At 57.6% G+C, this 23,400-nt stretch carries 24 protein-coding genes and 1 pseudogene; 18 read left to right on the top strand and 7 right to left on the bottom strand.

Going from position 1 to position 23,400, the window contains the following annotated elements; translation table 11 throughout:
- From VGP75_RS05990 to VGP75_RS05975, 4 genes and pseudogenes are all read left to right on the top strand, one after another.
- Window positions 1-213, top strand: a pseudogene (locus VGP75_RS05990) (precorrin-2 C(20)-methyltransferase); the annotation flags it as partial.
- The gene (gene cobJ / locus VGP75_RS05985; protein WP_327542782.1) at window positions 204-2,012 is read left to right on the top strand and encodes a precorrin-3B C(17)-methyltransferase; all 1,809 of its coding nucleotides are present in this window, start codon (window positions 204-206) and stop codon (window positions 2,010-2,012) included. The pseudogene VGP75_RS05990 and the gene cobJ, both read left to right, overlap by 10 nt.
- Before the next feature lie 93 nt (window positions 2,013-2,105).
- Window positions 2,106-2,873 (top strand): precorrin-4 C(11)-methyltransferase, encoded by a 768-nt coding sequence (gene cobM / locus VGP75_RS05980; RefSeq protein WP_327542781.1) that lies wholly within the window; start codon window positions 2,106-2,108, stop codon window positions 2,871-2,873.
- An 89-nt stretch (window positions 2,874-2,962) separates the two neighbouring features.
- The gene (locus VGP75_RS05975; protein WP_327542780.1) at window positions 2,963-3,310 is read left to right on the top strand and encodes a hypothetical protein; all 348 of its coding nucleotides are present in this window, start codon (window positions 2,963-2,965) and stop codon (window positions 3,308-3,310) included.
- A gap of 2 nt (window positions 3,311-3,312) precedes the next feature.
- Here the strand turns inward: VGP75_RS05975 and VGP75_RS05970 are convergent, their stop codons facing one another.
- On the bottom strand, window positions 3,313-4,485 hold the full coding sequence (locus VGP75_RS05970) for a MalY/PatB family protein (RefSeq protein WP_327542779.1): 1,173 nt from the start codon (window positions 4,483-4,485) through the stop codon (window positions 3,313-3,315).
- A 108-nt stretch (window positions 4,486-4,593) separates the two neighbouring features.
- Here VGP75_RS05970 and def (VGP75_RS05965) point away from each other — a divergent pair, with 108 nt between their 5' ends.
- The 12 genes from def (VGP75_RS05965) to VGP75_RS05910 all read left to right on the top strand — a co-directional run bounded on the left by def (VGP75_RS05965) (window position 4,594) and on the right by VGP75_RS05910 (window position 15,113).
- Window positions 4,594-5,115 carry a peptide deformylase gene (def, locus tag VGP75_RS05965; RefSeq protein ID WP_327542778.1) on the top strand — a complete coding sequence of 174 codons (522 nt, stop codon included), beginning with the start codon at window positions 4,594-4,596 and terminating at the stop codon, window positions 5,113-5,115.
- A 3-nt stretch (window positions 5,116-5,118) separates the two neighbouring features.
- The gene (gene def, locus VGP75_RS05960; protein WP_327542777.1) at window positions 5,119-5,580 is read left to right on the top strand and encodes a peptide deformylase; all 462 of its coding nucleotides are present in this window, start codon (window positions 5,119-5,121) and stop codon (window positions 5,578-5,580) included.
- On the top strand, window positions 5,577-6,077 hold the full coding sequence (gene def, locus VGP75_RS05955) for a peptide deformylase (RefSeq protein WP_327542776.1): 501 nt from the start codon (window positions 5,577-5,579) through the stop codon (window positions 6,075-6,077). Before def (VGP75_RS05960) ends, def (VGP75_RS05955) begins: the two co-directional genes overlap by 4 nt.
- Window positions 6,078-6,130: 53 nt before the next feature.
- Entirely contained in the window at window positions 6,131-7,030 is a 900-nt protein-coding gene (gene fmt / locus VGP75_RS05950; protein ID WP_327542775.1) for a methionyl-tRNA formyltransferase, read from the top strand.
- Between the two features lie 152 nt (window positions 7,031-7,182).
- Window positions 7,183-7,977: a L,D-transpeptidase gene (locus VGP75_RS05945; RefSeq protein ID WP_327542774.1), complete on the top strand. Its 795-nt coding sequence runs from the start codon at window positions 7,183-7,185 to the stop codon at window positions 7,975-7,977.
- Between the two features lie 130 nt (window positions 7,978-8,107).
- The gene (locus tag VGP75_RS05940; RefSeq protein ID WP_327542773.1) at window positions 8,108-9,184 is read left to right on the top strand and encodes a hypothetical protein; all 1,077 of its coding nucleotides are present in this window, start codon (window positions 8,108-8,110) and stop codon (window positions 9,182-9,184) included.
- Window positions 9,185-9,210: 26 nt separating this feature from the next.
- A complete protein-coding gene (locus tag VGP75_RS05935) occupies window positions 9,211-10,332 on the top strand; it encodes a hypothetical protein (protein ID WP_327542772.1) in 1,122 nt (373 codons plus the stop codon).
- Between the two features lie 64 nt (window positions 10,333-10,396).
- Window positions 10,397-12,340: an AAA family ATPase gene (locus tag VGP75_RS05930; RefSeq protein WP_327542771.1), complete on the top strand. Its 1,944-nt coding sequence runs from the start codon at window positions 10,397-10,399 to the stop codon at window positions 12,338-12,340.
- A gap of 93 nt (window positions 12,341-12,433) precedes the next feature.
- On the top strand, window positions 12,434-12,778 hold the full coding sequence (locus tag VGP75_RS05925; RefSeq protein WP_327542770.1) for a hypothetical protein: 345 nt from the start codon (window positions 12,434-12,436) through the stop codon (window positions 12,776-12,778).
- 1 nt (window position 12,779) lies between these two features.
- Window positions 12,780-14,132: a DUF6638 family protein gene (locus VGP75_RS05920; RefSeq protein WP_327542769.1), complete on the top strand. Its 1,353-nt coding sequence runs from the start codon at window positions 12,780-12,782 to the stop codon at window positions 14,130-14,132.
- On the top strand, window positions 14,132-14,404 hold the full coding sequence (locus VGP75_RS05915; protein WP_327542768.1) for a hypothetical protein: 273 nt from the start codon (window positions 14,132-14,134) through the stop codon (window positions 14,402-14,404). The genes VGP75_RS05920 and VGP75_RS05915 overlap by 1 nt, the downstream gene beginning before the upstream one ends.
- A 10-nt stretch (window positions 14,405-14,414) precedes the next feature.
- On the top strand, window positions 14,415-15,113 hold the full coding sequence (locus VGP75_RS05910; protein WP_327542767.1) for a DUF1523 family protein: 699 nt from the start codon (window positions 14,415-14,417) through the stop codon (window positions 15,111-15,113).
- A 78-nt stretch (window positions 15,114-15,191) separates the two neighbouring features.
- Here the strand turns inward: VGP75_RS05910 and VGP75_RS05905 are convergent, their stop codons facing one another.
- The 3 genes from VGP75_RS05905 to VGP75_RS05895 all read right to left on the bottom strand — a co-directional run bounded on the left by VGP75_RS05905 (window position 15,192) and on the right by VGP75_RS05895 (window position 19,448).
- Window positions 15,192-17,510, bottom strand: a complete 2,319-nt coding sequence (locus tag VGP75_RS05905; RefSeq protein ID WP_327542766.1) for an aldehyde dehydrogenase family protein — start codon at window positions 17,508-17,510, stop codon at window positions 15,192-15,194.
- Between the two features lie 3 nt (window positions 17,511-17,513).
- Window positions 17,514-18,437: a deoxyribose-phosphate aldolase gene (gene deoC / locus VGP75_RS05900; RefSeq protein ID WP_327542783.1), complete on the bottom strand. Its 924-nt coding sequence runs from the start codon at window positions 18,435-18,437 to the stop codon at window positions 17,514-17,516.
- A gap of 177 nt (window positions 18,438-18,614) precedes the next feature.
- Window positions 18,615-19,448 (bottom strand): helix-turn-helix transcriptional regulator, encoded by an 834-nt coding sequence (locus tag VGP75_RS05895; protein ID WP_327542765.1) that lies wholly within the window; start codon window positions 19,446-19,448, stop codon window positions 18,615-18,617.
- A gap of 212 nt (window positions 19,449-19,660) precedes the next feature.
- On the opposite strand from VGP75_RS05895, the gene rpe reads away from it, so the two are divergent.
- The gene (rpe, locus tag VGP75_RS05890; protein WP_327542764.1) at window positions 19,661-20,344 is read left to right on the top strand and encodes a ribulose-phosphate 3-epimerase; all 684 of its coding nucleotides are present in this window, start codon (window positions 19,661-19,663) and stop codon (window positions 20,342-20,344) included.
- Window positions 20,345-20,705: 361 nt separating this feature from the next.
- Entirely contained in the window at window positions 20,706-20,849 is a 144-nt protein-coding gene (locus VGP75_RS05885) for a hypothetical protein (RefSeq protein WP_327542763.1), read from the top strand.
- A gap of 19 nt (window positions 20,850-20,868) precedes the next feature.
- Here VGP75_RS05885 and bhcD read toward each other — a convergent pair whose 3' ends face one another.
- The 3 genes from bhcD to VGP75_RS05870 all read right to left on the bottom strand — a co-directional run.
- Entirely contained in the window at window positions 20,869-21,834 is a 966-nt protein-coding gene (bhcD, locus tag VGP75_RS05880) for an iminosuccinate reductase BhcD (RefSeq protein ID WP_327542762.1), read from the bottom strand.
- Window positions 21,835-21,920: 86 nt separating this feature from the next.
- The gene (bhcC, locus tag VGP75_RS05875) at window positions 21,921-23,084 is read right to left on the bottom strand and encodes a 3-hydroxy-D-aspartate aldolase BhcC (RefSeq protein WP_327542761.1); all 1,164 of its coding nucleotides are present in this window, start codon (window positions 23,082-23,084) and stop codon (window positions 21,921-21,923) included.
- A gap of 13 nt (window positions 23,085-23,097) precedes the next feature.
- On the bottom strand, window positions 23,098-23,400 hold a 303-nt coding region (locus VGP75_RS05870), incomplete at its 5' end, for a pyridoxal-phosphate dependent enzyme (RefSeq protein ID WP_327542760.1).

The raw sequence follows: 23,400 nt of genomic DNA, 5'->3' as shown, positions 1-23,400 counted from the left end.
GAAGGTGCGGAAAGTGTTGTGATCATGAAGGTCGGGCGGCATCTGTCCAAGATCAGAGGCGTGATTGAAGCCCTCGGCCTGACCGAAGGTGCGGTTTATGTCGAGCGTGCGACACTCCCCGAAGAGGTCGTGTTGCCGCTGGCGGATGCCCCTGAGAAGGCACCATATTTTTCAATGATTTTGCTGACAAAAGGGGCCGATCCGTGGCTGTAAAACCCGTCGTTTTGGCGCTTTCGCGCTCTGGTGAGCCGACAGCCCACAAGGTCGCCGCCGTGCTTGGTGCCCAAGTCCATGGGCGCGAAGGCCGCGTTGATCAAGCGGATGCCTTTTTTGCAAATGCGCTGGATCATGCGCGCGATCTGTTTGCGGCGGGTGTGCCGATTGTGGGGGTTTGCGCCTCGGGTATTTTGATCCGTGCAGTGGCGCCGCTTTTGACCGACAAGACCATGGAACCGCCGGTGGTTTCCGTGTCAGATGATGGCGCGGTTGTCGTACCGCTGTTGGGCGGGCATCGTGGGGCCAACAAACTTTCGGCCACGATTGCAGAGGCTTTGGGTGCAGTGTCTGCTGTGACTACGGCGGGTGATGTGGCCCTCGGGATTGCCTTGGATGAGCCACCTGCGGGCTGGCGCTTGGTCAACCGGAGCGATGCGAAGGCTGCTATGGCGGGGCTGCTTGGGGGTGGTGGTGCGCAGGTGACTGGTGACGCGCCTTGGCTTGCCGATCTGCCAAAGGGCGACGGGCTGCGCCTGTCTTGTACCATGGCGCGGCAGAATGATCTGGGGGCGGACCATCTGCAATTTGCCCCCCAGCGGGTGGCTTTGGGTGTGGGTTGTGCGCGCAACTGTCCGCCTGCGGAATTGGCGGCATTGGTGCAGGGCGTGCTGCAAGAGGCAGGGATTGCGCCCGAGGCGGTGCATTCGGTCAATACGATCACGCTGAAAGGCGATGAGCCTGCGATCATCGCATTGGCAGGTGATCTGGGTGTGCCGATGCGGCTGTTTGAGGCGGAGACCTTGGAGGCCGAGACGCCGCGACTGGCGCATCCGTCCGACGTTGTGTTTGCCGAAGTCGGCACCCATGGCGTGGCCGAGGCCGCCGCACTGGCGCAGGCCGGTGCGCAGGGCGAATTTCTGGTGACCAAGCGCAAGACGGCCAATGCGACCTGTGCGCTTGTTGTGACGCCGGAGCCTGTGGTGGAACTGGCGGGCCGTGCGCGGGGTCGCTTGTCCGTCGTCGGCATCGGACCCGGTCAGGCAGCATGGCGCACGCCCGAGGTATCGCGATTGGTGGCGGAGGCCGAAGAGCTTGTGGGCTATGGGCTTTATATTGATTTGCTGGGGCCCTTGGCCGTGGGCAAGGCGCGATCGGATTTTCCTTTGGGTGGGGAAGAGGATCGCTGCCGCTATGCGCTCGAACAGGCAGGGCAGGGCAAGAACGTGGCGCTGGTTTGTTCCGGTGATGCAGGTATTTATGCGATGGCGGCGCTGGTATTCGAGCTGTTGGATCGCGGACCCGACCAGATGGGTGTGTCCGATGCGGCGCGCCGTGTCGAGGTTGTTTGCTCGCCCGGTGTGAGTGCCTTGCAGGGGGCGGCAGCGCGCGCCGGTGCACCTTTGGGCCATGATTTCTGTGCGATATCATTGTCGGATTTGCTGACGCCGCGTGAGGATATTGTGAAGCGACTGAAAGCCGCTGCGATGGGCGATTTCGTGATCGCTTTCTATAATCCGGTGTCGATGCGCCGACGGACTCTCTTGGCAGAGGCGCGGGAGATCCTGTTGCAGCATCGCCCGCCAGAGACGCCGGTGATGCTGGCTTCGTCCTTGGGGCGGCCAGAGGAGCATGTGCGCTATCGCCGTCTGGATGAGTTGCAGGTGGATGAGGTGGATATGTTGACGGTGGTTCTAGTGGGGTCGTCGCATTCGCGTCTGGCCCAGTTAGGGGAAGGGCCGCGGATGTACACACCGCGCGGGTATGCGCGTAAGATTGACGGGGATCTGGCAGGATGACGCTTTTTGGCTGGCGCCAAATACGCCCCACCCGCCATCCCGATGCGCGCCGCGCGGAAGTTTGATTGGACATGGAAAGATGAGGGGCGTGCGATGACCGTATATTTTATTGGTGCAGGACCGGGTGATCCTGAGTTGCTGACACTGAAGGCGGCACGGATCATCGGGGAATGCCCTGTGTGTCTTTATGCAGGATCGTTGGTGCCTGCCGAGGTGGTTGCCTGTGCGCCCGACGATGCCTTGGTAATGGACACCGCGCCTATGACTTTGGATGACACCCACGGCGTGATCCTCGAAGCGCATGCCAAGGGCCAGAATGTGGCGCGTGTGCATTCGGGCGATCCGTCGCTTTATGGTGCGATTGCCGAGCAGATCCGCCGGCTGAAGGCAGATGGGATTGATTATCAGATTATCCCCGGTGTGCCTGCTTATGCGGCTGCGGCTGCTGCCTTGGGCACGGAATTGACTGTGCCGGAAGTGGCGCAATCCATTATCCTGACCCGCATGTCGATGAAATCGACGGGCATGCCTGCGGGTGAAACGCTTGAAAATTTTGCCCGTTCGGGTGCGACGCTCGCGATCCATCTTGGCATTCGGGCCTTGCGCGAAATCGAGCGGCAATTGGTTCCGTTTTATGGCGCTGACTGTCCGGTTGCGGTGATTTACCGTGTGGGTTGGCCTGATCAGATGATTATTCGTGGTACGTTGACGGATGTGCGCGAAAAGGTGCGCGCAGCCAAGATCACACGGACCGCACTGATTCTTGTTGGACCCGCATTGTCTGATTCGCACGGCTTTCCGGACTCAGCGCTCTATGATGCGGCCAAGCCACATGTGTTGCGACCGCGTGTGAAGGCCTGAAATTCAGGGCTTTCTGCGCTGCGGCGGATTTTGTCATTTGAATTTTAACTTTATGGGGTCATCTTCGGACATGTCTGGAGGGACTTGTTATGTTTACGTTTTTGCCTGATGCGGTTCGTCAGGGACTTGAAGAGGCGCGCAAAGCTGCATTGAAGCGCAAGGATCGGTTGTCAGTGCAGGATGGCGACGAAAGCTACCGGATCCGCAGGTTTTGGGATGGTGGCTTTGCCTTGGATCTTGAAGGGTCCGAGCGGTTGCGCGGGCATGTCGATATCTATGACGGACCAAAGCATCTTTACACCTGTCTGGTCGTGTCTTCTGTCGATGAAGAAAACGAAAGGGTGTTCGAGTTCAAATGGGCCACGCCCGTTGCCTCGGGCCCCGCCGCCGATTTTGTGCGGCCTGATTTTGTTCCGGCCGGTCTGATCGGGCGTTAACGCTACTGCAGGTCTGCGAAAGCGGCCTGCATCCGACGCACGGCCTCTTCGACATTGGCCGTTTGCGTGGCAAGGTTGAAGCGCATGAAGGTTTCACCGCCCGTGCCGAACGTCGGCCCTTGGGACACGGCGATTTTGGCTGTGTCCCTGATACGCGCTGAGACCTCTTCATGGCTCATGCCGGTGTCCTCGAAACTGACCCAACCCAAATAGGTGGATTGCAGCGGCATTGACCACACCCCCGGGATTGCATTGATCCCTGCATCGAAAATCTCGCGGTTCTTTTGCAAATGGTCGATCTGCGCATCGGCCCATGCCGCACCTTCCACAGAATATGCGGCAGCGATCATGGTTAAGCCAAGTGCGGAAGGGTTGTAGTCGAGCATCGCAAGCCGCTTTTGCATGGCACTACGCAAGGTTGGATCAGGAATGATCATGTTGCCTGTGCGCTGGCCCGCAATGTTGAACGTTTTCGATGCCGCAGTCAGATAGACTGTGTTGTCTGTATCTTCGGGCGCGGCAATGGCCGTTGGCACAAAGGTATGTCCCGCGTAGACCAGATCATGGTGAATTTCGTCACTGACCAGCAGCAGCCCGTTCTTGCGCGCAAAGGCAGAGACTGCCCGCAGTTCATCGGCGGTCCAAACGCGCCCCGAGGGGTTTTGTGGTGAACACCAGATCAGCATTTTTTCGCGGCCTGTCAGCCGCGCTTGGGCATCGTCCAGATTCAGAACATAGGTATCGCCCTGACGGACCAGCGGGCATTCGGTAACGACCCTGCCGGCTTTATTCACCTTATGTGCGAATTCGTGATACACGGGGCTGAAGATGACGGCGGCGTCACCCGGTTCTGTCCAGACATCAAGGCAGAGCGCGATCGCATTGCCGAGGCCCTGGGTCGTTAGGATCCAGTCTTTGTCGATGGACCAGCCGTGGCGGGTTTGCATCCACCACTGGATCGCATTGAAATAGGCGTCATTTGCGAATGTATAGCCAAAGACGCCATGTTCAGCGGCCGCCTTCACCGCGTCAATCACGCAGGGCGCTGTGGCATAGTCCGAGTCCGCCGTCCACATTGCCAACCCGTCCTTTGGCGAAACGCCATAAAGCTTATCCATCAGGTCCCACTTGGTACTGTTGGTTCCGCGACGGTCGACGGGGGTGTTGAATGACATGGGCTGCTCCTGATTTTTCAGAGGCAAGTTGCGGTGTTGCGAAACAGGGTGCAAGCCGAAATTCGTGCCATGCTTGCGATGGGCGGCGCGACGCATTAGATCACCGCCATGACACTGAGAAAAATTCTTATCCATCCCGATCCGCGCCTGAAAAAGGTCGCAACACCTGTGACTTCGGTGAACGACGATCTGCGTCGTCTCGCCGATGACATGCTGGAGACAATGTATGACGCGCCCGGCATCGGGCTTGCGGCGCCGCAGATTGCGGTCATGGACCGGATGTTGGTGATGGATTGCGCCAAAGAGGATGATGCAACGCCAGAGCCGATGGTGTTGATCAACCCAGAAGTGGTTTGGACGTCGGACGCGCGCAACGTCTATGAGGAGGGCTGTCTGTCGATCCCCGAGCAATACGCAGAGGTCGAACGCCCCGCCGAGGTTGAAGTGTCGTGGATGGATCTTGATGGCAAGACAAGACGCGAACGGTTTGACGGGCTATGGGCGACCTGTGTGCAACATGAGATCGACCATCTGGATGGCAAATTGTTCATTGACTATCTGCGCCCGCTGAAACGGCAAATGATCACGCGCAAGATGCAGAAACTGAAACGCGAAATGGCGCGGGGCTGACGCGTGGCTTTGCGTGAACTGCGATTTGAGGGCGATCCCGTTTTGTTGGAAACGGCCAGCCCTGTGCAGCAGTTCGATGATCATCTTGCCACGCTGGTGCGCGATATGTTTGAGACGATGTATGCCGCACCGGGCCGTGGATTGGCTGCACCGCAAGTGGGTGTCAGCACGCGGGTCTTTGTTGTCGATACCGACTGGAAAGATGCGGACCCTGCACCGATGATTTTCGTCAATCCAGAGATCACCGATCGGTCAAAGGAAGAAGCTGTGGGAACCGAGGCCTGCCTTTCGATCCCCGGCAAAAGCTTTGACGTCAGTCGCCCGCTTTGGGTGGAACTGCGTTGGCAGGATCTGGATGGCGGCGTCCATCATAGGCGGTTTGAGGGTGTGCAGGCGATTTGCATTTGCCACGAGTTTGACCATCTCAACGGTCTGTTGGTGACCCAGACGGGGACGCAGCAATGACACATCGCCCTTTCGTTATGTGGCCCCATCCTGCCTTGCGCAAACCTGCCGCAACTGTCGCGGCGATCACCGACGAGGTGCGCGCGATCTGGGATGAAATGATCATTGCCATGGACAATATGCCGGGTGTGGGCTTGGCGGCGCCCCAGTTGGGCATTGATATGGCTTTGGCTGTGGTTGATGCCTCGGAAGGGCGGGGTCAGGCGATCTGTATGGCCAATCCTTCGGTCCTGCACAGTAGTATTGAACCGCGCATGCATGAAGAAGGGTCACCCAATCTGCCGGGTGTTTGGGCCAAGGTGACGCGCCCGCGTGCTGTGACGGTGCGGTTTATGAATAAAGACGGTGGGTGGGACGAACAGGATTTTGTCGGTCTCTGGGCGACGTCTGTGCAACACCAGATTGACCACTTGGCGGGCAAGATGTTCTTTGACCACCTGACCCGCGTCAAGCGGGATATGCTGATAAAGAAAGCAGCAAAATTGCAGCGGCGCTGATGTCGGGCTGCGCTCCGCGCGGAAGTTTGATTGGACATGGAAAGACGGCTGTCATGCGTATAATTTTTATGGGTACACCCGATTTCTCGGTGCCGGTTCTGGATGCACTTGTTGATGCGGGTCACGAGATTGCGGCTGTTTACTGCCAGCCACCTCGGCCAGCAGGGCGGGGCAAAAAGGATCGTCCCTCACCTGTGCAATTGCGCGCCGAGGCTTTGGGCTTGGAGGTGCGCTATCCTGTGTCATTGAAGGGGTTAGCCGAGCAGGCCGACTTTGCTGCACTGGATGCGGATATTGCTGTGGTCGTGGCCTATGGTTTGATCTTGCCGCAGGTGATTTTGGACGCGCCCAAGGAAGGTTGTCTGAATATCCACGCCTCGCTGTTGCCGCGCTGGCGGGGGGCTGCGCCCATTCATCGTGCGATCATGGCGGGTGATGCCAAGACGGGCGTTTGCATTATGCAAATGGAAGCAGGTCTTGATACTGGCCCCGTTTTGCTGCGTGACGAAACGGCGATTGGTGTGGAAGAAACCACCGGTGCGTTGCATGACAGGCTGTCGCAAATGGGTGCGGCGCTGATTGTGCAGGCGCTGGCGCAGTTGGATCAGTTGACCCCGCAGGCCCAGCCGGAAGCGGGCGTGACCTATGCTGCGAAGATCGACAAGACAGAGGCACGGGTGGACTGGGCGCAACCTGCAGCGCAAATTGACCGGCTGATCCGCGGCTTGTCACCCTTTCCGGGTGCGTGGTGTGACGTGCAGGGTGAGCGTATCAAACTGCTCGGTGCGCGCCTTGTTGAAGGTGAGGGTGCGCCCGGTCAGGTGCTTGGCGGATTTCGGATTGCCTGTGGGCGCGGGGCGATCGAAGTGACCCAAGCCCAGAGAGCGGGCAAGAAAGCTATGCCTTCAAATGAGGTTTTGAAGGGTTTGGCGCTTGGGGATTTTGTCAGTTAGGGCGCCATTTCCTCAAAAACGGGGTAAAAACCGAACCGCGACCGTGTCAAATATCACGTTTTTACAAAGATGTGCGATTTATCGCCTGAGGTCGGTTTTGTCATCATGCCGGAGAGTGCTATCAGGGGATTCGGAAATTTCTGGGTAAAGTAATGACATTAGTGACGAAAATCACCCGCCGCTCTTTCACGGCGATGGCAATGGCAAGCACGGCAGCAGCTTGTGCACCGCGTGTTCCCGAGATGGAAATTGAACCGGTGGCGCCGATGTCATTTGTTGAGGGTTACGGCCCCATTGAGGATTCAGGGTATATTTTGCCCGGTATTCCGTCCGAATACCTTCAGGGCGTGAACCGCCGGATGACCGGCTGGTATAACGGAGAGGCCGGGCCAAACACGCTGGATGTCGATCCCTACGCAAAGTTCCTTTACCACGTTCGTGATGATGGCACCGCAACGCGGTATCCTGTCGGGGTGGGGCGCGCGGGGCGCTCGATCCGGGGTACCGCCACGATGCAGTTTATGCGCAAATGGCCGGGCTGGACGCCGACCCAAAATATGCTGCGGACAGAACCGGAAGTTTATGGTGATTTCGCTGCGGGTATTCCGGGCGGACTGCGCAGCCCGCTGGGTGCGCGCGCGCTGTACCTTTTTCGCGGATCGCGCGATACGCATTACCGTATCCATGGCACGAACGATCTGGAATCGATCGGGAATTCTGGCTCTGCAGGATGTATCCGGATGTTCAATCAGGATGTGATCCATCTTTATGACCAGATCGAGGCCCCGATGAAGGTTCTTATCCGCTCGCCCGAAGAGTCCCAGCGTGTTGACCCGGAGAATTTCGGTCGTGGCATTGAACTGCCACCAAAGATCATTTCGGCCGAAGAACTGTTGGGCGAAGAGGCTGTTGCCAACGATCGCCCGCCAGTTCTGGACGACGCATAAACCCTTTTCTTTATTGTCATTGACGTTCAAACTCGCGTTTGAGCCGGTGCGCTTGCGCGCGGCGTTATATTGAACGCAGGGGCCACAATACTTACGTCTCTGTTATAAAAGAATAAATGAGGGACGTTTTATGGCCAATTTCGAGACTCAGATTAAGGAATCTCAGGCACAGGTTGCCGAGGCACAAAGCAAAATTTCCGAACTGACCAGCCGGATCGAAATTGCGCGCAACAAGATGGCGGAAGGCACCGACATTTCGGTTGATATCGAAAATGCCAGTCTTGAAGACGTGCATGCCCATACCGAGCTGATGAATGCCAACATTGCTGAACTGATCATGGGTCTTGATGACGTCACGACGGCCTTTTCCAAGGACTTTGACGAGATGCGCTCCAAGACCGGCATGGAGAGCTTTGTCGGCATTTTCAGCAAGGCGAAGGCCGATAGCATGCGTCAGGAGCGCATGCGCACGGCCTCGATTGATGACAAGTTGCAGGACCTGATCAGCAAGTCCGATGTGATCATGAAGCTGCTGGAAGGGCAGTTGGCGGTGCTCAATGAGCAAAAGGTCAGCGTTGAAAGGAACCTTGGCGGGACGCTGGAAGAGCGCGAAGCGACGGTTGGTGCGTTGGAGGCATTGCGTGCGGATATCCTCGCAATGGACCCCCAGATCATCACGCTGGAAAACAGGATTTCTGTGGAACAGGATGCTGCGGCGCGCACGAAACTCGAAACCGAGTTGGCGGCGTTGAACGGCAAATACAACGAGATGGTGCAGAACGAGCAGGTGCAACTGGCCAAAAGCCAGACGCTTGAACGGTATATCGAGAAGGGCAAGACCTGGATCGACAGTTTGCAGAACCAGGCGGCCACGCAGATGGTGCTGATCAACAAGCTCCAGACAGATACCAAGCAGCGCGTTGTGCTCTATGATGCCTTGTCGAAGTCGTTGAAGACAGCACAGCAGCAGGACGTGGCCCATAAGATCAACGAAATCGGTGTGAAGACGGACCAGGAAGCGCAGTCAGCGATGGCAGCGATTGGTTCGGCCACCAACGCACGGATGGCCGATATGCTGGAAGCCCACGAAGACCATATGGTCTTTGCCCGCGAGGTGCTGGAGGCCAAGGCGAAAGCGGACGAGCGTTTCGTGCGGCGATTCCAGGAGATCGTAAAGAAGCATGATAGCAACCAGTATGGAGCGTAGGGTGGGTGAAACCCACGCGTCCTGATATGACCGCCCCTGACCTCCAAACCGATCATTTGATGCTGGAAGATACCCGCGTCACACGCCGGTATTTTGACAAATTCGCCAAGATCACCAGCCATCTGATCAAGGTTGCCGCGACCATGGAAACCGAAGGGCGCTTTGATCGCAAAGAGATTGAGGTCATGGCCCGCTATCTGATCGGTCTGAATTGGACCTTCACGGCGCTGGCGCATAAGTACCATTTCGCGGGCCGCTTTGCGCATGCGGGCAAGCTGACCTTTGATCGGAACGCAAGCGGATTTCCCGTTTATCAAGAATTGCTGGAGATGGCGAATGATGCGATGCAAGCGGATCTTCACCTGAAATCGCAGCCGGGCGTGGGTGATCTGAAAGACCAGATGGTGCGGATGATCCTGAGTGAGCAGGAGATCCCCACGAAGCTGCAATATGCGTTGTCGCAGCGCCTCTACTACGAAGAACTGTCGCGCGGCGATCAGTTTTGGGCGCGCAATGATCCGCAATGCTTGTGGCTGGGAAACGTGGCGGACCGGCGGCGGTTTCTGGTGCATTGGGCGGTTTATGACAGTCAAGTGAACCTGCCCACGATCTATCTGATGGAGTTGGAGGATACGGGGCGCACAGGCTTACCCAAGGATGAACAGCGCTGGCCCGAAGCGCAGGCGCATCTGATGGCGCAGTCCTTGGCGCATCTCAAGCTGCTGACGATTGCCAAAGGGTTTGATGAAGATTTCGACGACCTGCACCCCACCCGTTTGCGCCGGTTTCACATCGGGCCGATGTACAGCAATGCGTTTACACGACAATCGGGACCGTTGCGCGACGTCTTGCGCGAGGCCAACGCACCCGCCGGTGAGGATTGGGCCTTGGTCTGGACCGAGGAAGAACTGCTGTCGGAACGCGTAGAGAACGTGAAATCGGGGTGGTTCGGCTCTGTTGAGAGACAGATTTTTGCCCTTGATCCCTTTGAAGGCGGTGGTGCCGAGAGCGGGGCAAGCCGGATAGAGCGGTCTTTGATTATGCCTGAACGCCCCTATCAGGCTTTGGCAGAACGCAACCCGGCAGGGTTTCGGGCTGTGCGCAAGTTCGTCGTCAGCGATACAGGGCGTGTGTTGAGTTACAGGTAAGGGTGGGTCAAGACCCACCTTACGACGCGGCGCGGGACGTGCCGAAAAAGACAAAGAGGAAAAGATGAGCCAATCAAGTGATCAAATGGAGCTGCGCGAAGATGACATCCGCAAGCACTATATCCCCGCTGCGGAAATGCTCATGCATCTGGATCACGCACCGCGATTGGCCAAAGCGCGCCTGTCGCTTGAGGCGCCGGAAAAGTCACCTGATGTGGTAGCGACCCGCCGTCGGTTTCGCTCAACGACGCCGGGATTGCTGTCGCGCACTTCGGCGCCTTCGGGTGGTGTGCGTCTGTTGGACAGGATTGCCGAGAGCGATGATGATGACCCGCTGACCTCGCCTGCGCAGGCGGCGGTGGCGCATGCACTGCGCCGTGCCCTGTCGATTGCTTGGAGTGTGGCAGATGCCTTTTCGGCTCAGACGGCACTGACCGAATTGAAGCGCATCAATCTTGAGGGCCGTTTGCCGCAGGAAAGATCTGTTGAGTTTACTGAATACCTGACGGCGGAATCGCTGGTCGCGCTTTACACATTTGCCAATGCCACATCGTTTCTCTTGGCCACGCAAGCAAGCGAGCAAAGTGTCGATGTGGGTTCCGTGGATGAAATTCTGACCGATAACGCGCCGCTTGCACTCCATGGGGCGATTTGGGAGCTGGATCAGAAGCTGGGCCAGTTTGCCAAGGATGAGGCGACGCTGATTGCCACTGTGCTTGCCTATGCCGAGCAGCTGATGGAAAGGGTCGCGCTGCGTGCTTCGACCGCAGGGCGTCTGGCGTCGTTCAATGCGGCATCATGGCGGGTTGAGGCAGATGATTTTGTGGTTCAGGGCTTTACCCCTGCGCGCAAGGCCAAGGGCTCTACCCTGACCATGACCTTCAAGAAACCGAATGAGGTCGTGGGTAACCATATCGCCAAATATCAGGCGATGAAGTTGTCCAAGATGCTGATGGCTTATGATTTTGACCGCAGGTTGAACCCCTTCGCTGAACTGGGCGGGTTCATCTTTACCTTTATGGGTGACGGAAAGCCCGGTACGGGTAAAACGACGCTGATCCAGATGATGGCGGGGTTGATGCATGAGTATTGCCAGAACGCGGGCTATCCGTTTCGCTATCAGAACCTGAGCACGGACAATATCGACAGTTATCAGGGTAAATCGGGCCAGAATGCCAAGGCGTTTATCAATAATGTACTTGATCCCGGGGTGATCGGGTTCGGAACAATTGATGATATCGACCAACTGGCAGGCAAGCGGGGCGACCGTCAATCCTCGGCGGGGCAGTTGGAGATTACGGCCGTTCTGATGGAGAGTTTTGCGGGTGCCAATACCGTTGTGCGCGGTAATTGCACCTTTGGTATGTTTTCGAACTATCCCGAAAACGTGGATGACGCCCTGCGTCAGCGTGCCGGTGCGCGGTTTCTGGTCGACGGGCCGCAGACGCGCGAGGATTACATTGATATCCTTTACCTGCTGATGGGAAAGAACCACAACATACCTGTCGGTGCGCATGAGGTTTTCAGCGCCCAAGAGATCAAGAAAGCCGTCGCCGCCAGTTTTGAAAGCCATGCCCGCCCGCATGAGGAAGGACTTCAACGGGTGTTTGAACGCGTCCATGCGCAGGTTGGCGATCTGGATACGATTGCGAAGCTGGGGACCTATCTAAAAGGGATCCAGGAGGCGGATGAGCGGTTCACGGGTCGCGCGATCAAGAACATCACGGACGCTGTAAAAGTCCGCGCCATGGATTTCGAATTGCCCGACGAATGGATGGAAGAGCCTGACCTGTTCCTGTTCAAGGATTATGATACCAAAAAGGGTATGATTTCAGAGCTACGCCAGCCGATCACGGTGGACATGGTGATACAAGAGATCAACCGCTACGCTGACAGCGAATTCCGCTATGCGGATAAATCAGACGAGGTTGCGATTGACGCGATGGTACGCGATTTCGGGCGGCAGGAGATTGCAAAGAAGCGGTATCTGGAGGGGAAGGGATCATGACGCATGACGCAGCCCAGGACTTGATCCGGGGCCTCAGCCTGAAAGACAGTAAGAGATCCCGGATCAAGTCCGGGATTGCGGCGGTCAGGAAATATGGCTGAGCTCCTGTCAGAAGGGCTCTTCCTGCCGGTGCTTGTTCTGGCAGGTGCGTCATTCGCGGTGCCGCGTTTGCTCGCTTTGCTTTTGCCTGAAGGCGTTGTGCCGTTGATGATGAATGCCTTGCTTTCAACGCTGGTTCTGTTTGCGCTGTCTGCGGCATTCTTTGCGCTGCTCTATCTTTGGCAGGGGGTACCATTGGCACAGCTTGGAGATGCGGGCCTCTTGGCGATCATCGGGTTTTTTGGCCGGTTGGGCCTGATGGCCGCAATCATCTGGGCGCCGATCATGATTTTGTCGGTCGCAGGCCTGCCGCGCAAATGGGTCAAGGAGACGTGGTAGCATGGAGCTTCTGATCGAAAAGGGCCTGATGTTCGGCAACCTGATCCGCGTGGATTCACCGGTGCTGGTCGAACGCTACAATCGTGCGCTGAAACACCTGACAGGCCGCCAAACAGCGCAAAACATATTCCACATTGATATTTCCGGTTACTCTCCAGAGATTGGTGATGAGTTTGGCGACGACCTTTACCTCAACCACAAAGGTGTCAATCGCCAGTTCATTCTGCTGACGACCGAACAGGTGACAGCACCGCTTCTGAATGCGAAATTCTCGACCTCGCGTGGTATCTTGCGGCAGTTCATCGAAGAAAACCGCGCCGCGCTTTTTGCGCTGACGGCACGTGATGCGGTGGCGGGAGAATTGGTGAATTCGGTTTATCTGGCCGACACACCTGCCGCGCTTTTTGACATTCGCAAAATCACAATCGAGGCCGACACTACCAGCGGCACCGTCGCAGCCGCGGCCAAGCTGGGCGCGATGATTGACCGTTTCAAGACCGCACCTGATGGCTGGTATGATGATGTGCTCATTGCTGAAATGATCGGCATGGCAAAGAAAACTGGCGACGTGCTGCGTAACCCTGTGTCGCTGCGCCAGATGTCTTTCGCGCAAGAGAATTTCTGGACTGCGCATTTTGGCGGGATCTATATCTTTCGCGGCGTAGCGCATCCGGCGGCAATCGTGGCCGACGCAAAAGACATGGTTGGCGATCTGCCGATCCCCTACACCTTCGATCTTCGGGACCGCTCTGCCATTGCCAGGTTTCTGTCGCTGAATGATCTGGTCGAGCCGATTATCAAAGCGCGGGGCATTGATGCGGCTGCAATTCTGCATCAGAAAATGGACTTCATCGTGGCCTCTGTTGCGGCCCAAATGCAAGAAGACCTGACAGGGGCCACGCGCCAAGACCTGCGTCGTTTGGGGCGGCACTATGCGGGGCAATTACCGCAGGAATGGCAGGGGCTTGCGGCACTTTTGCGCTGGGCCGAAGAAGACGGGCCGTGGCCCACGATTACATCGGACCATCCAGCCTATTTCTACACGCTGCGTGCCAAGTCGCACGGTGATGCGGATCTTGTGAACAGGCTTTTGGCCGAGTTGACGCCACTCGATATCCGTCAGCTGTTTATTTGCCATAAAGAGGCGTTCTATGCCGCCTATGCCCAATGGCCCGAGGAAAAACGTGCTTATGTCGTTGATTTTCTTGACCATGAATACCAAGTCGATAAGGCAGGTGCGCGTGCGGCACTGTACGGCCATGCAGATCCGACGCCTGCGTTACCGCAGGTTTCGCGGTCTGATTTGGTGGCGCGGGTCGGTCCATGGGGCGCGATTAGACGAGGAAGAGGGTAATGGGATTTATTAAACTGGTGGTTTTCGGTTTTATCGGGCTGACCGTGATTTATTTCTCGGTCTCGCTCTACTCACGCTCGGTTCGTAAAGAGCGGCTTGAGGATGAATTCGATGCTGAAAATCCTAATGGCGATCGTAACGCACGCGATACCTTTGTTGCACAGGGGCTTAAGGCCTATGATGCGTCCATCCGGCCCAAGCTGATCGGGCTGGTCTATGTGGTGCCGACGGTTGCTATCGGGACGATCGTTTACATGATAAATGCCAACTGAAGGACCTGTTATGCGCAAGATAAAGATCACTTTTCGGATCATCGTCTTTTTGCTGATCGGTGGCCTGTTGCATTACGCGCTGCCGCAGCACGATGTTGTGCGTGTCGTGAATACCTATCAGGAACGGCAGGACCTGAACGACTGGACCCGCATTTTCTGGGCAACTCCGGATGACCAATCCGCGACCCTGATCAACCGTGATGTGCAATTTATCCAGACTGTCAAAATGCGCACTTGGCTGCTGGGATTTGTCCCGCGTGATGCAACCGAGGTCATGGTTTATCGCAACGAGGACACCGGTTTTGGCTGGCCGTTCTATTTCAAATTCGACACGGCAAACCTGCAAACCGAGGCAGATGATCTAAGCTCGACCGCGCAAGACCCGCAATGGGCGGTTATAACCCACTACGGCTGGCGCAACGAGTATGTCTCGGCCTTTCCCAATGCCATCGCGATCCGGCCTATCGACAACCCGAACATAACGATCATTCCGTGGTTCAATATCTTCTTCTTTATCGCATTGATGGCGGCGGTTCTTTTCATCCGGGCTATGTGGCGGCAGTTCCGCGAACGCTCGGTTGATCCGTTGCTGGATGCGGCGGAACACCAGTTTGATGAGGTGCAGGCCGAGGTCGCAGAGCGAAAAGGCAGGTTTAGCCGCTGGCTTGGCACATGGCGTGACAAGAACAAGGACCGCTCTGTGAAGTAGGGGTCGTAGGGGGCTTTGCCCCCGCCGCGTACCGCGTCTCCCCCAGGATATTTTTGGGCCAATAATGGCCGGAGGTCTTTATTCCCCGTAAGGTATCCAGATGTTCTTCACCTCGGTGCTGGCGGCAAGATAGTCACGCGCTGTTGGCATCAGAGCCTTGCCGTTGTTCACCCATGTGCGTTTGAGGTTGCCTGCGCTGGCCTGTTCGATCACAGCGCTCAGGTCGCTGCTTGAGAATGACCAGACCGCGTCAATGTCCAGATGTCTGGCCAGTGTCGGGGCAAGCTCGGCATGGCTTCCGGTGAGGATATTGACCACACCGGCAGGCACGTCAGAGGTTTCGAGCACCTGATAAAAGTCAGTTGCTGCCAGCGGGTAAGGTTCGCTTGCCGCAAGGATCACGCGGTTGCCCATCGCGATCGTAGGCGCCATCGCGCTGATCAACCCGCCAAGTGGTGCTGCGTCATCACAGAGGACCCCGATATTGCCAACCGGTTCTTTCATCGCCAGAGCGACGCCGCGGATCGGCACACCATGCACTTGGCCGTCGTATTTGTCGGCCCATGCGGCGTAGGTAAAGAGCGTACGGATTGCGCTTTCGACTTCATCTGCACCACCGCGTCCGCCGGTCATCTGGTTGATGCGCGTCGCGAACTCCTCTGCGCGGGCCGAGAGATTTTCGGCGATGTAATAGAGGATTTGCGCGCGCAGGTGCCCTGTGGTTTTGGACCAGCCTTTGGCAGTGTTGCACGCCTCAACCGCGTTGCGGATGTCTTTGCGATTGGCCTGCGATGCGTGGCCAAGCAATTTGCCACGGGGGCTGTAAACGGGGCTGGAATAGCCGCCATCGGGCCGCGCTTGTTTGCCGCCGATATAAAGCTTGGCCGTGCGGTCCAGCGGATCGGCAGGATGGCCATCTTCGGTTGTGAATGCTTCGATCTTCTTCAGCGCTTTGGCCGTGCCTGATGGTTTGGTATAGCCTGCCAGCCCTTCCCAGCCGCCTTCGCGCCCGAAACCGCTTTCGCGCACGCCGCCAAAACCGGCGGCGGCATCCATCATATTGGTGCCGTTGACCCATACGATGCCTGCAGCGAGTTTGGGTGCGATATCAAGGGCGAGGTTGATGTTTTCAGACCAGACCGAGGCCGCCAATCCGTAGCGCGTGTTATTTGCGATCTCGACTGCCTCTGATGGGGTGCGGAATGTCGTCGCGGCCAAGACAGGACCAAAGATTTCTTCCTGCATCAGCGTTGAAGCTGGCGACAAGCCGGTGATCAGCGTTGGTGGATAAAAGCACCCCTCGGGTGCTTTGACCTGATAAGTTTCACCTTCGGTATTGGCGCTGACCATTTTGGTGATTTGCGCCAGTTGTACAGGGTCCACGATGGCGCCCACGTCGATGCATTTATCCAGTGGATCGCCGATGCGCAGCCCGTCCATGCGAGCCTTCAGTTTTGTGTAGAAGCGTTCCGCGATGCCCTCTTGCACCAGAAGCCGCGAGCCTGCGCAGCAGACCTGCCCCTGATTGAACCAGATTGCATCGACGAGGCCTTCAACAGCGCTGTCGAGATCGGCATCCTCAAACACGATATAAGGGGATTTGCCGCCCAGTTCGAGGCTGAGTGCCTTACCTGATCCAGCGGTCGCCTCGCGGATTTTGCGTCCGACTTCGGTTGATCCGGTGAAAGCGATTTTATCGACATCGGCGGCGACCAGCGCCGCCCCGGTTTCGCCGTCACCGGTGACGATGTTCACGACACCCGGCGGCACACCTGCTTGCGTGCAAATGTCGGCGAAAACCATTGCAGTGAGCGGGGTGTATTCGGCAGGTTTCAGCACGACAGTGTTGCCCATCGCCAATGCGGGCGCGATTTTCCAAGCCAGCATCAGCAGCGGGAAATTCCACGGGATGATCTGCCCGCAGACCCCAATGGCCTCGCGGTCGGGAAGTTCGGATTTCATCAACTGGGCAAATCCCGCATGATGATAGAAATGCCGGATCGCCAGCGGTACGTCGATGTCGCGGCTTTCGCGGATCGGTTTGCCGTTGTCGAGCGTTTCCATCACCGCCAGTAGGCGGGCATGTTTTTGCATCAGGCGGGCAATAGCATAGAGCACGCGCGCACGCTTGTGGCCCGATTTTGCCCAAGCTGGCTGTGCCTTGCGCGCGGCGGTGACGGCAAGGGCGATTTCTTCGGCAGTGCCTTTGGTCACGCCCGCCAGTCTTTCGCCGGTGGCGGGGTTTTTAGACGCAAAGTCATCGCGCATGGCGCCCCATTTACCGTTGATGTAATGGCCCGCGATGCCACCGTGATCAGCCAGCCACGCCAACGCCTCGGCACTGCTTTCGGGGGCGGGGCCGTAATCCATGGTGTCGAAAATTTCTTTGATGGTCATGGCTTATCCAATCGCGTGCCGCCACTGGGCGGAATAGGCGCCTGTGACGTGATGTTCGAGTTGCCGTTCGATGTCGCCCAAGAGGCTTGAGGCACCAAAGCGGAAAAGGTCTGGTTGCAGCCAGCGGTCACCCAGTTCATCCTTGATCATGCTCAGATAGACAAGCGCATCCTTGGCCTTGCTGATCCCGCCAGCGGGTTTGTAGCCCACCTTGATTCCAGTGCGATCCCGATAATCGCGGATCGCGCGGATCATGGTCAAGGTGACAGGCAGGGTGGCATTCACCGGCTCTTTGCCGGTCGATGTCTTGATGAAATCAGCACCGGCCATCATGCACACGAGCGACGCGCGCGCCACGTTGCGCAGTGTGCCTAATTCGCCGGTGGCCAGAATGGCTTTGACATGTGCATCGCCACAGGCAGCGCGCATTTCCTTCATTTCATCATAAAGCGCCTGCCAGTTGCCGGTCAGCACATGGCGGCGGCTGATCACGATGTCGATTTCCTGCGCGCCGGCGGCAACGCTCTCGCCAATTTCTGCGATCCGCAAATGGAAGGGCGAGAGGCCAGCCGGAAAGCCGGTCGAGACCGCCGCCACTGGAATCTTCGTGCCTTGCAGCGCATCGACCGCCGTTGCGACCATATCGTGATAGACGCAGACCGCACCTGTGGTCAGGCCTCCCATACCGAGGGCCTCAAGGATCGGCTGCGCAACAGGCTGGCGCGCTTTGGCGCAAAGACGCCGCACGCGGCCTTCGCTGTCATCGCCGGACAGTGTGGTCAGGTCCATCAGGCTGATCGCTTTGCACAGCCATGCCGCCTGAAAATCCTTCTTGACGCTGCGCCGCCCGGGCAGTGTCGCTGCCCGCCGTTCGATCGCTGAAGTATTGGCCTGCACTGCCATGACCCAATCAAGATCAAGCGGCATGCCGTCGTTGCGGGGTTCATGGATTTGCGGCAGTTGTGATGTCGCAAGCGTGGGGGAGTGGGTGGTTTGCAAGGTGGCCTCCTGCGGTGCCTCGTGAAGGTGGCACTTTGGCACTGTCTTGGCAAGTTTTGACTGCTTGGTCAAATATTATGTTGTCTGACCTGACGTCGTGGCGGCTTAGGCCGGTTGTACGACCTGTTTTTGGTACTTTTGCCGATACTGCAAAGGGGTCAGCCCGTGGGCTGCGCGAAACAGTTTGTGGAAATGCGACATGTTGGGAATACCGCAATCCGCAGCGATTTCGCTGATCGCTTCGCTGTCCGTGGTCAGGGCGCGGGCGGCATGCTCCATCCGGATGTGATTGATGTAGTCGGACGGTGTCTGCCCCAGATATTTGCGCATCATCCGGCTGACATGCGGGTGCGCTTTGCCCGTAATCGCGACCAATCCTGCGGATCCGTCGCGAAAGACCTCTGGCGATTTGGCGGCGTTGCAAGCGGTTGCCAGCCATTCGGGGATCTGCGTGTCAAAGACGTTTGCTGTCAGGTCGGCACAAAGCGGCAGCAAGAATGCTTCGGCGGCGAGCGTGTCGCAGGGGCTGTTTTCCAACTGCACGGCGGCATGGTTTAGTGCCGCCAGTTGCCGGATATCACGGTGCGTTTGCACAGGGCCCTGGGTCGCCCAGAACAAATGCCCATCCACGCCGGGATGCCGCGCAACCAGTGCCTTGATGATATCGGGGTGGATGCTGAGGGACACCACGAGTGCATGTTCGCCGCGCCCTTGCAATGCGTGGGGCTGCCCCGGTTGAAGAAAGACAACGTCACCTTCGCCGAGCGTCTCGGCCCCACCGGCAAGATGATGGCGGACCTTGCCGTTTTGCACCCAGAACAGTTCATAAAAGTTGTGATCATGCAGTGTTCTGGGGCGTGTCGGCGCCAACGTCGCCCGTGTCAGGCGGATTTGCGTGCCGCTGGCCAGGATGTCAGCATGAAGGAGTGTTTGGGTCATGCCATCAAATTAGCACAGTCATTGCTGCGGTGCAGCATGAAAAGACGCGTGATTTTGGGCGAAATAATCATGGGATTCTGGGAACTTCCCACAATCGCTGTGTCGTGGCCCTCCCATGCCTGCAAAAGCCAGAGCGAATCGCACGTGATTGGCGTGACAAACCATCAACGCCACGCTATGGCGTCCCCAACCCAACCAAACGAGGTGCCCCCATGAGCTTTGACCGCACAATCAAGATCGCCCCGTCCATCCTTTCAGCTGATTTCGCCAATTTTGGCGCAGAGTGTGCGGCAATTGAAGCGCAGGGCGCAGATTGGGTGCATGTCGATGTCATGGACGGGCATTTTGTCCCCAACATCACCTTTGGTCCGGCCACCTGTGCCGCGATCCGTCCGCATATCAAGGGCGTGATGGACGTGCATTTGATGATTGCGCCTGTTGATCCTTACATCGAAGCGTTTGCCAATGCCGGTGCCGATGTGATCACCGCCCATGTCGAGGCAGGCCCGCATATTCACCGCACGTTGCAGGCCATCCGTGGTGCGGGTGCAAAAGCAGGTGTGGCGCTGAACCCCGGCACGCCTGCATCCTCTGTCGAGACGCTTTTGGATATGGTCGATCTGGTCTGTGTGATGACCGTGAACCCCGGCTTTGGCGGACAGAAGTTCATTCACAGTCAGGTTGAAAAAGTGCGCCAATTGCGCGCGATGATCGGTGATCGCCCGATCCATATCGAGATTGACGGCGGCGTTGACGCGACGACGGCACCTTTGGTCGCTGCTGCGGGTGCCGATGTTCTGGTCGCGGGCTCGGCGGTGTTCCGCGGCGGGTCGGTCAGCAATCCGGCGCCTTATGGCGAAAACATCCGCGCTATTCGTGCTGCTGCCGTCGTCTAGGATGCTCTGCATAAAACCTGCATTATTTCACAGCCTGCGTTGCACGGCGCACCCGTAGGTCCTTTCTGACAAGAGCAGAAATGAAAGAACATTGTTGTGCGCGGTGTACCGTATCGGATTGCGCAAGATGCGTGGTGGCTGGATGATGAAGACCCGCCATGCGGGGTCCGCACAGGGCCGGTTTTGATTGCGGTTCTGGTGAGGGCATTTGCAGATCTGAGGTTTGCGACCGGACCTTGGCTTGGCCCTTTGAATGCTTTTTCTGGTTGGTGCGGTTGCTTTGCCAGTGGCGCAAAGGCTCACACTGCGGCGTGCGTCTGGTACGCCGGAGTGTTCGTAATTGGGCGAGGTTGTGATAGACATGACCGCGGCGCTGCGCGGGCTGGATGCGGGCGGCACGGGTATGGGCCTACCGGTTATGCGACAGATGTTTGAGCCGCAGGGGGCCAGCGTCCGGCTGCTTGATGCGCCGAGTGCTGTGTGTCGGATCAGCTTTGATCAGTAGAGAAGGCCCCGAACGTGCCCTAGAAATCAACGATTGTTGCCACGCCTTTTGCGACTGCAAGGTCGACGATCGACGCTGCAACGGCCAAATCCTGCAGGCCAACGCCGGTGCCATCGAAAAGCGTGATCTCATCTTCACTTGTCCGCCCCGGGTGGGTGCCGTTGATGACCGCGCCAAGCTCATGCACGTCGCTTTGTGCGATCAGACCGCTGGCAATCGCATGTTGCGCCTCGCCGATAGAGATGGATTGCGCGACCTCGTCGGTAAAGACGGTGGCGCGGGCCAGAAGGCTGGCTTCGACCTCTTGCTTGCCTTTGGTGTCGGTGCCCATGCAGGCGATATGCGTGCCGGGTGCGATGTGGTCTGCCATGATGGTGGGCGCGAAAGTCGATGTGATCGAGATCACGACGTCGGCTTCCACCAGACCCTCGAGCGGGACAGCCTCGAAGGGAACGCCCGCTTCATTGGCGACTTTCTCGATATTGGGCAGCATTTCAGGGTGGTAGTTCCAGCCGATGACTTTCTCGAAATCACGCTGTTCAAGTGCGGCGCGCAGTTGGAATGTGGCCTGATGACCTGCACCGACCATGCCCATCACCTTTGCATCCTTGCGCGCCAGATGTTTGATCGAAACCGATGAGGCCGCCGCAGTGCGCAGGGCTGTCAGAAGGTTCCCGCCGACCATCGCCTTTACCTTGCCGGTATCAGGATCAAACAGGAAAACGGTGGACTGGTGATTGATCTCGCCGTGCTTTTCGAGGTTGTTCGGCCAGTACCCGCCCGCCTTCAGGCCAAGCGCCATGCCCGCTTTGTCGAAACCGCCCTTGAAGCCGTAGAGCGCGTCTTCATAGCCAATCGCTTCGCGGATCACGGGAAAGTTGTAGGCGCTGCCTTTGGACATCGAGGCAAAGACTTTTTCGACAGCCTCAAACGCATCGGCACGGGTCAGTAGGCCTGCGATTTCTTTTTCAGGTACGATAATCATGGTCTTGGTCTTTCATTGACGGCCGCTCATCCAGCCCTTGCGGGGCTGTCTTCGCGATGAGCGACCGATAGGGAGGGAAGAGTGCTTTAGTAGGCTTTGCCGCGAGCGGACACAGGCCACAGCGTTTCAACCTTGCCGTTGCGTACACCCACATACCAATCATGCACGTTGCAGGTCGGGTCACAGTGGCCCGGTACCAGCTTGAGCTTGTCATTGACCTTCAACACGCCGTCAGGATCGGCAACCACACCGTGTTCGTCCGAGCATTTGACGTATTGCACGTCCGTGCGGCCAAAGATCGTCGGCAGACCACTGTCAACAGACTGTGCTTTCAGGCCCGCGTCCACGATGGCTTTGTCCGCCTTTGCGTGGCTCATGACCGAGGTCAGGATGAACAGTGCGTTTTCCCACTCGCCCTGGTCAATGCGCTTGCCGTCTTTGTCAAGGATGCGGCCGTAGTCCGCGTCCATGAAGGCGTAGGATCCGCACTGCAATTCGTTGAACACACCAGAGGCGCTCTCAAAGTAGTAAGAACCTGTGCCGCCGCCGCCGACGATGTCACTTTCAATGCCTTCGGCCTTCAGCATTTCCAACGTTTCGCGCACCTGATCAATCGCGATCTGGGTTTTGCCCTGACGCTCCTCGTAGGAATCAAGGTGCTGCATCGCGCCCTGATAGGCCTGAATGCCTGCGTATTTCAGGCCCGGTGCCGCGTCAATCGCCTTGGCCAGATCAACAACAGGCTGGCCGTATTGCACACCGCAGCGGCCTGCGCCCACGTCGATTTCAACGAGGCATTCGATCTGCGTGCCATGCTTCATCGCCGCAGCTGACAGGTCTGCCACGTTCTCGATGTCATCCACACAGCAAATGGCGCGCGCACCCAGTTTCGGCATCCGTGCCAGTCGGTCGATCTTTTCAGGCTGGCGTACCTGGTTGGACACCAGCACATCCTTGATGCCACCCCGTGCGAACACTTCTGCCTCTGAAACCTTCTGACAGCACACGCCGACAGACCCGCCGAGGCGTTCCTGCAGTAGTGCTACATCGACAGATTTGTGCATCTTGCCGTGGACGCGGTGGCGCATGCCGTGCGATTTTGCGAAGTCACCCATCTTTTTGATGTTCCGCTCCAGCGCGTCCAGATCCAGCACAAGGCAGGGCGTCTGGATGTCCGCCTCATCCATGCCGGGCAGGGCGGGCACGTCATAGCCGACTTCGAGGTTCTTGAGGTTGCTCATATCGTTCATGGGTCTTCTCCCTTTAACCTTGCATCCAAGGCAGTTTATCAAGGTCGACGTTGCCGCCGGTGATGATGACGCCGACACGTTTGCCAGCGAATTTGTCTTTGTTCTTCAGGATCGTGGCAAGCGGCACAGCGCAGCTTGCCTCCATCACGATCCGCAGATGTTTCCACGTGATTTTCATCGCGTCGATGATCTCTTCCTCGGACGCGGTATAGATGTCGGTCACATAGTTGGAGACGAAGTGCCATGTGCGCTCTTTGAGCGGCACAAGCAGGCCGTCCGCGATGGTTTGGGGCGCATCATCGGCGATGATGTGGCC

This window comes from Yoonia sp. (genome assembly GCF_036007805.1).
Taxonomy (GTDB): domain Bacteria; phylum Pseudomonadota; class Alphaproteobacteria; order Rhodobacterales; family Rhodobacteraceae; genus Yoonia.
Note: the sequence above shows the minus strand (reverse complement) of the source record. Positions and strands in the feature narration are given on the sequence as shown.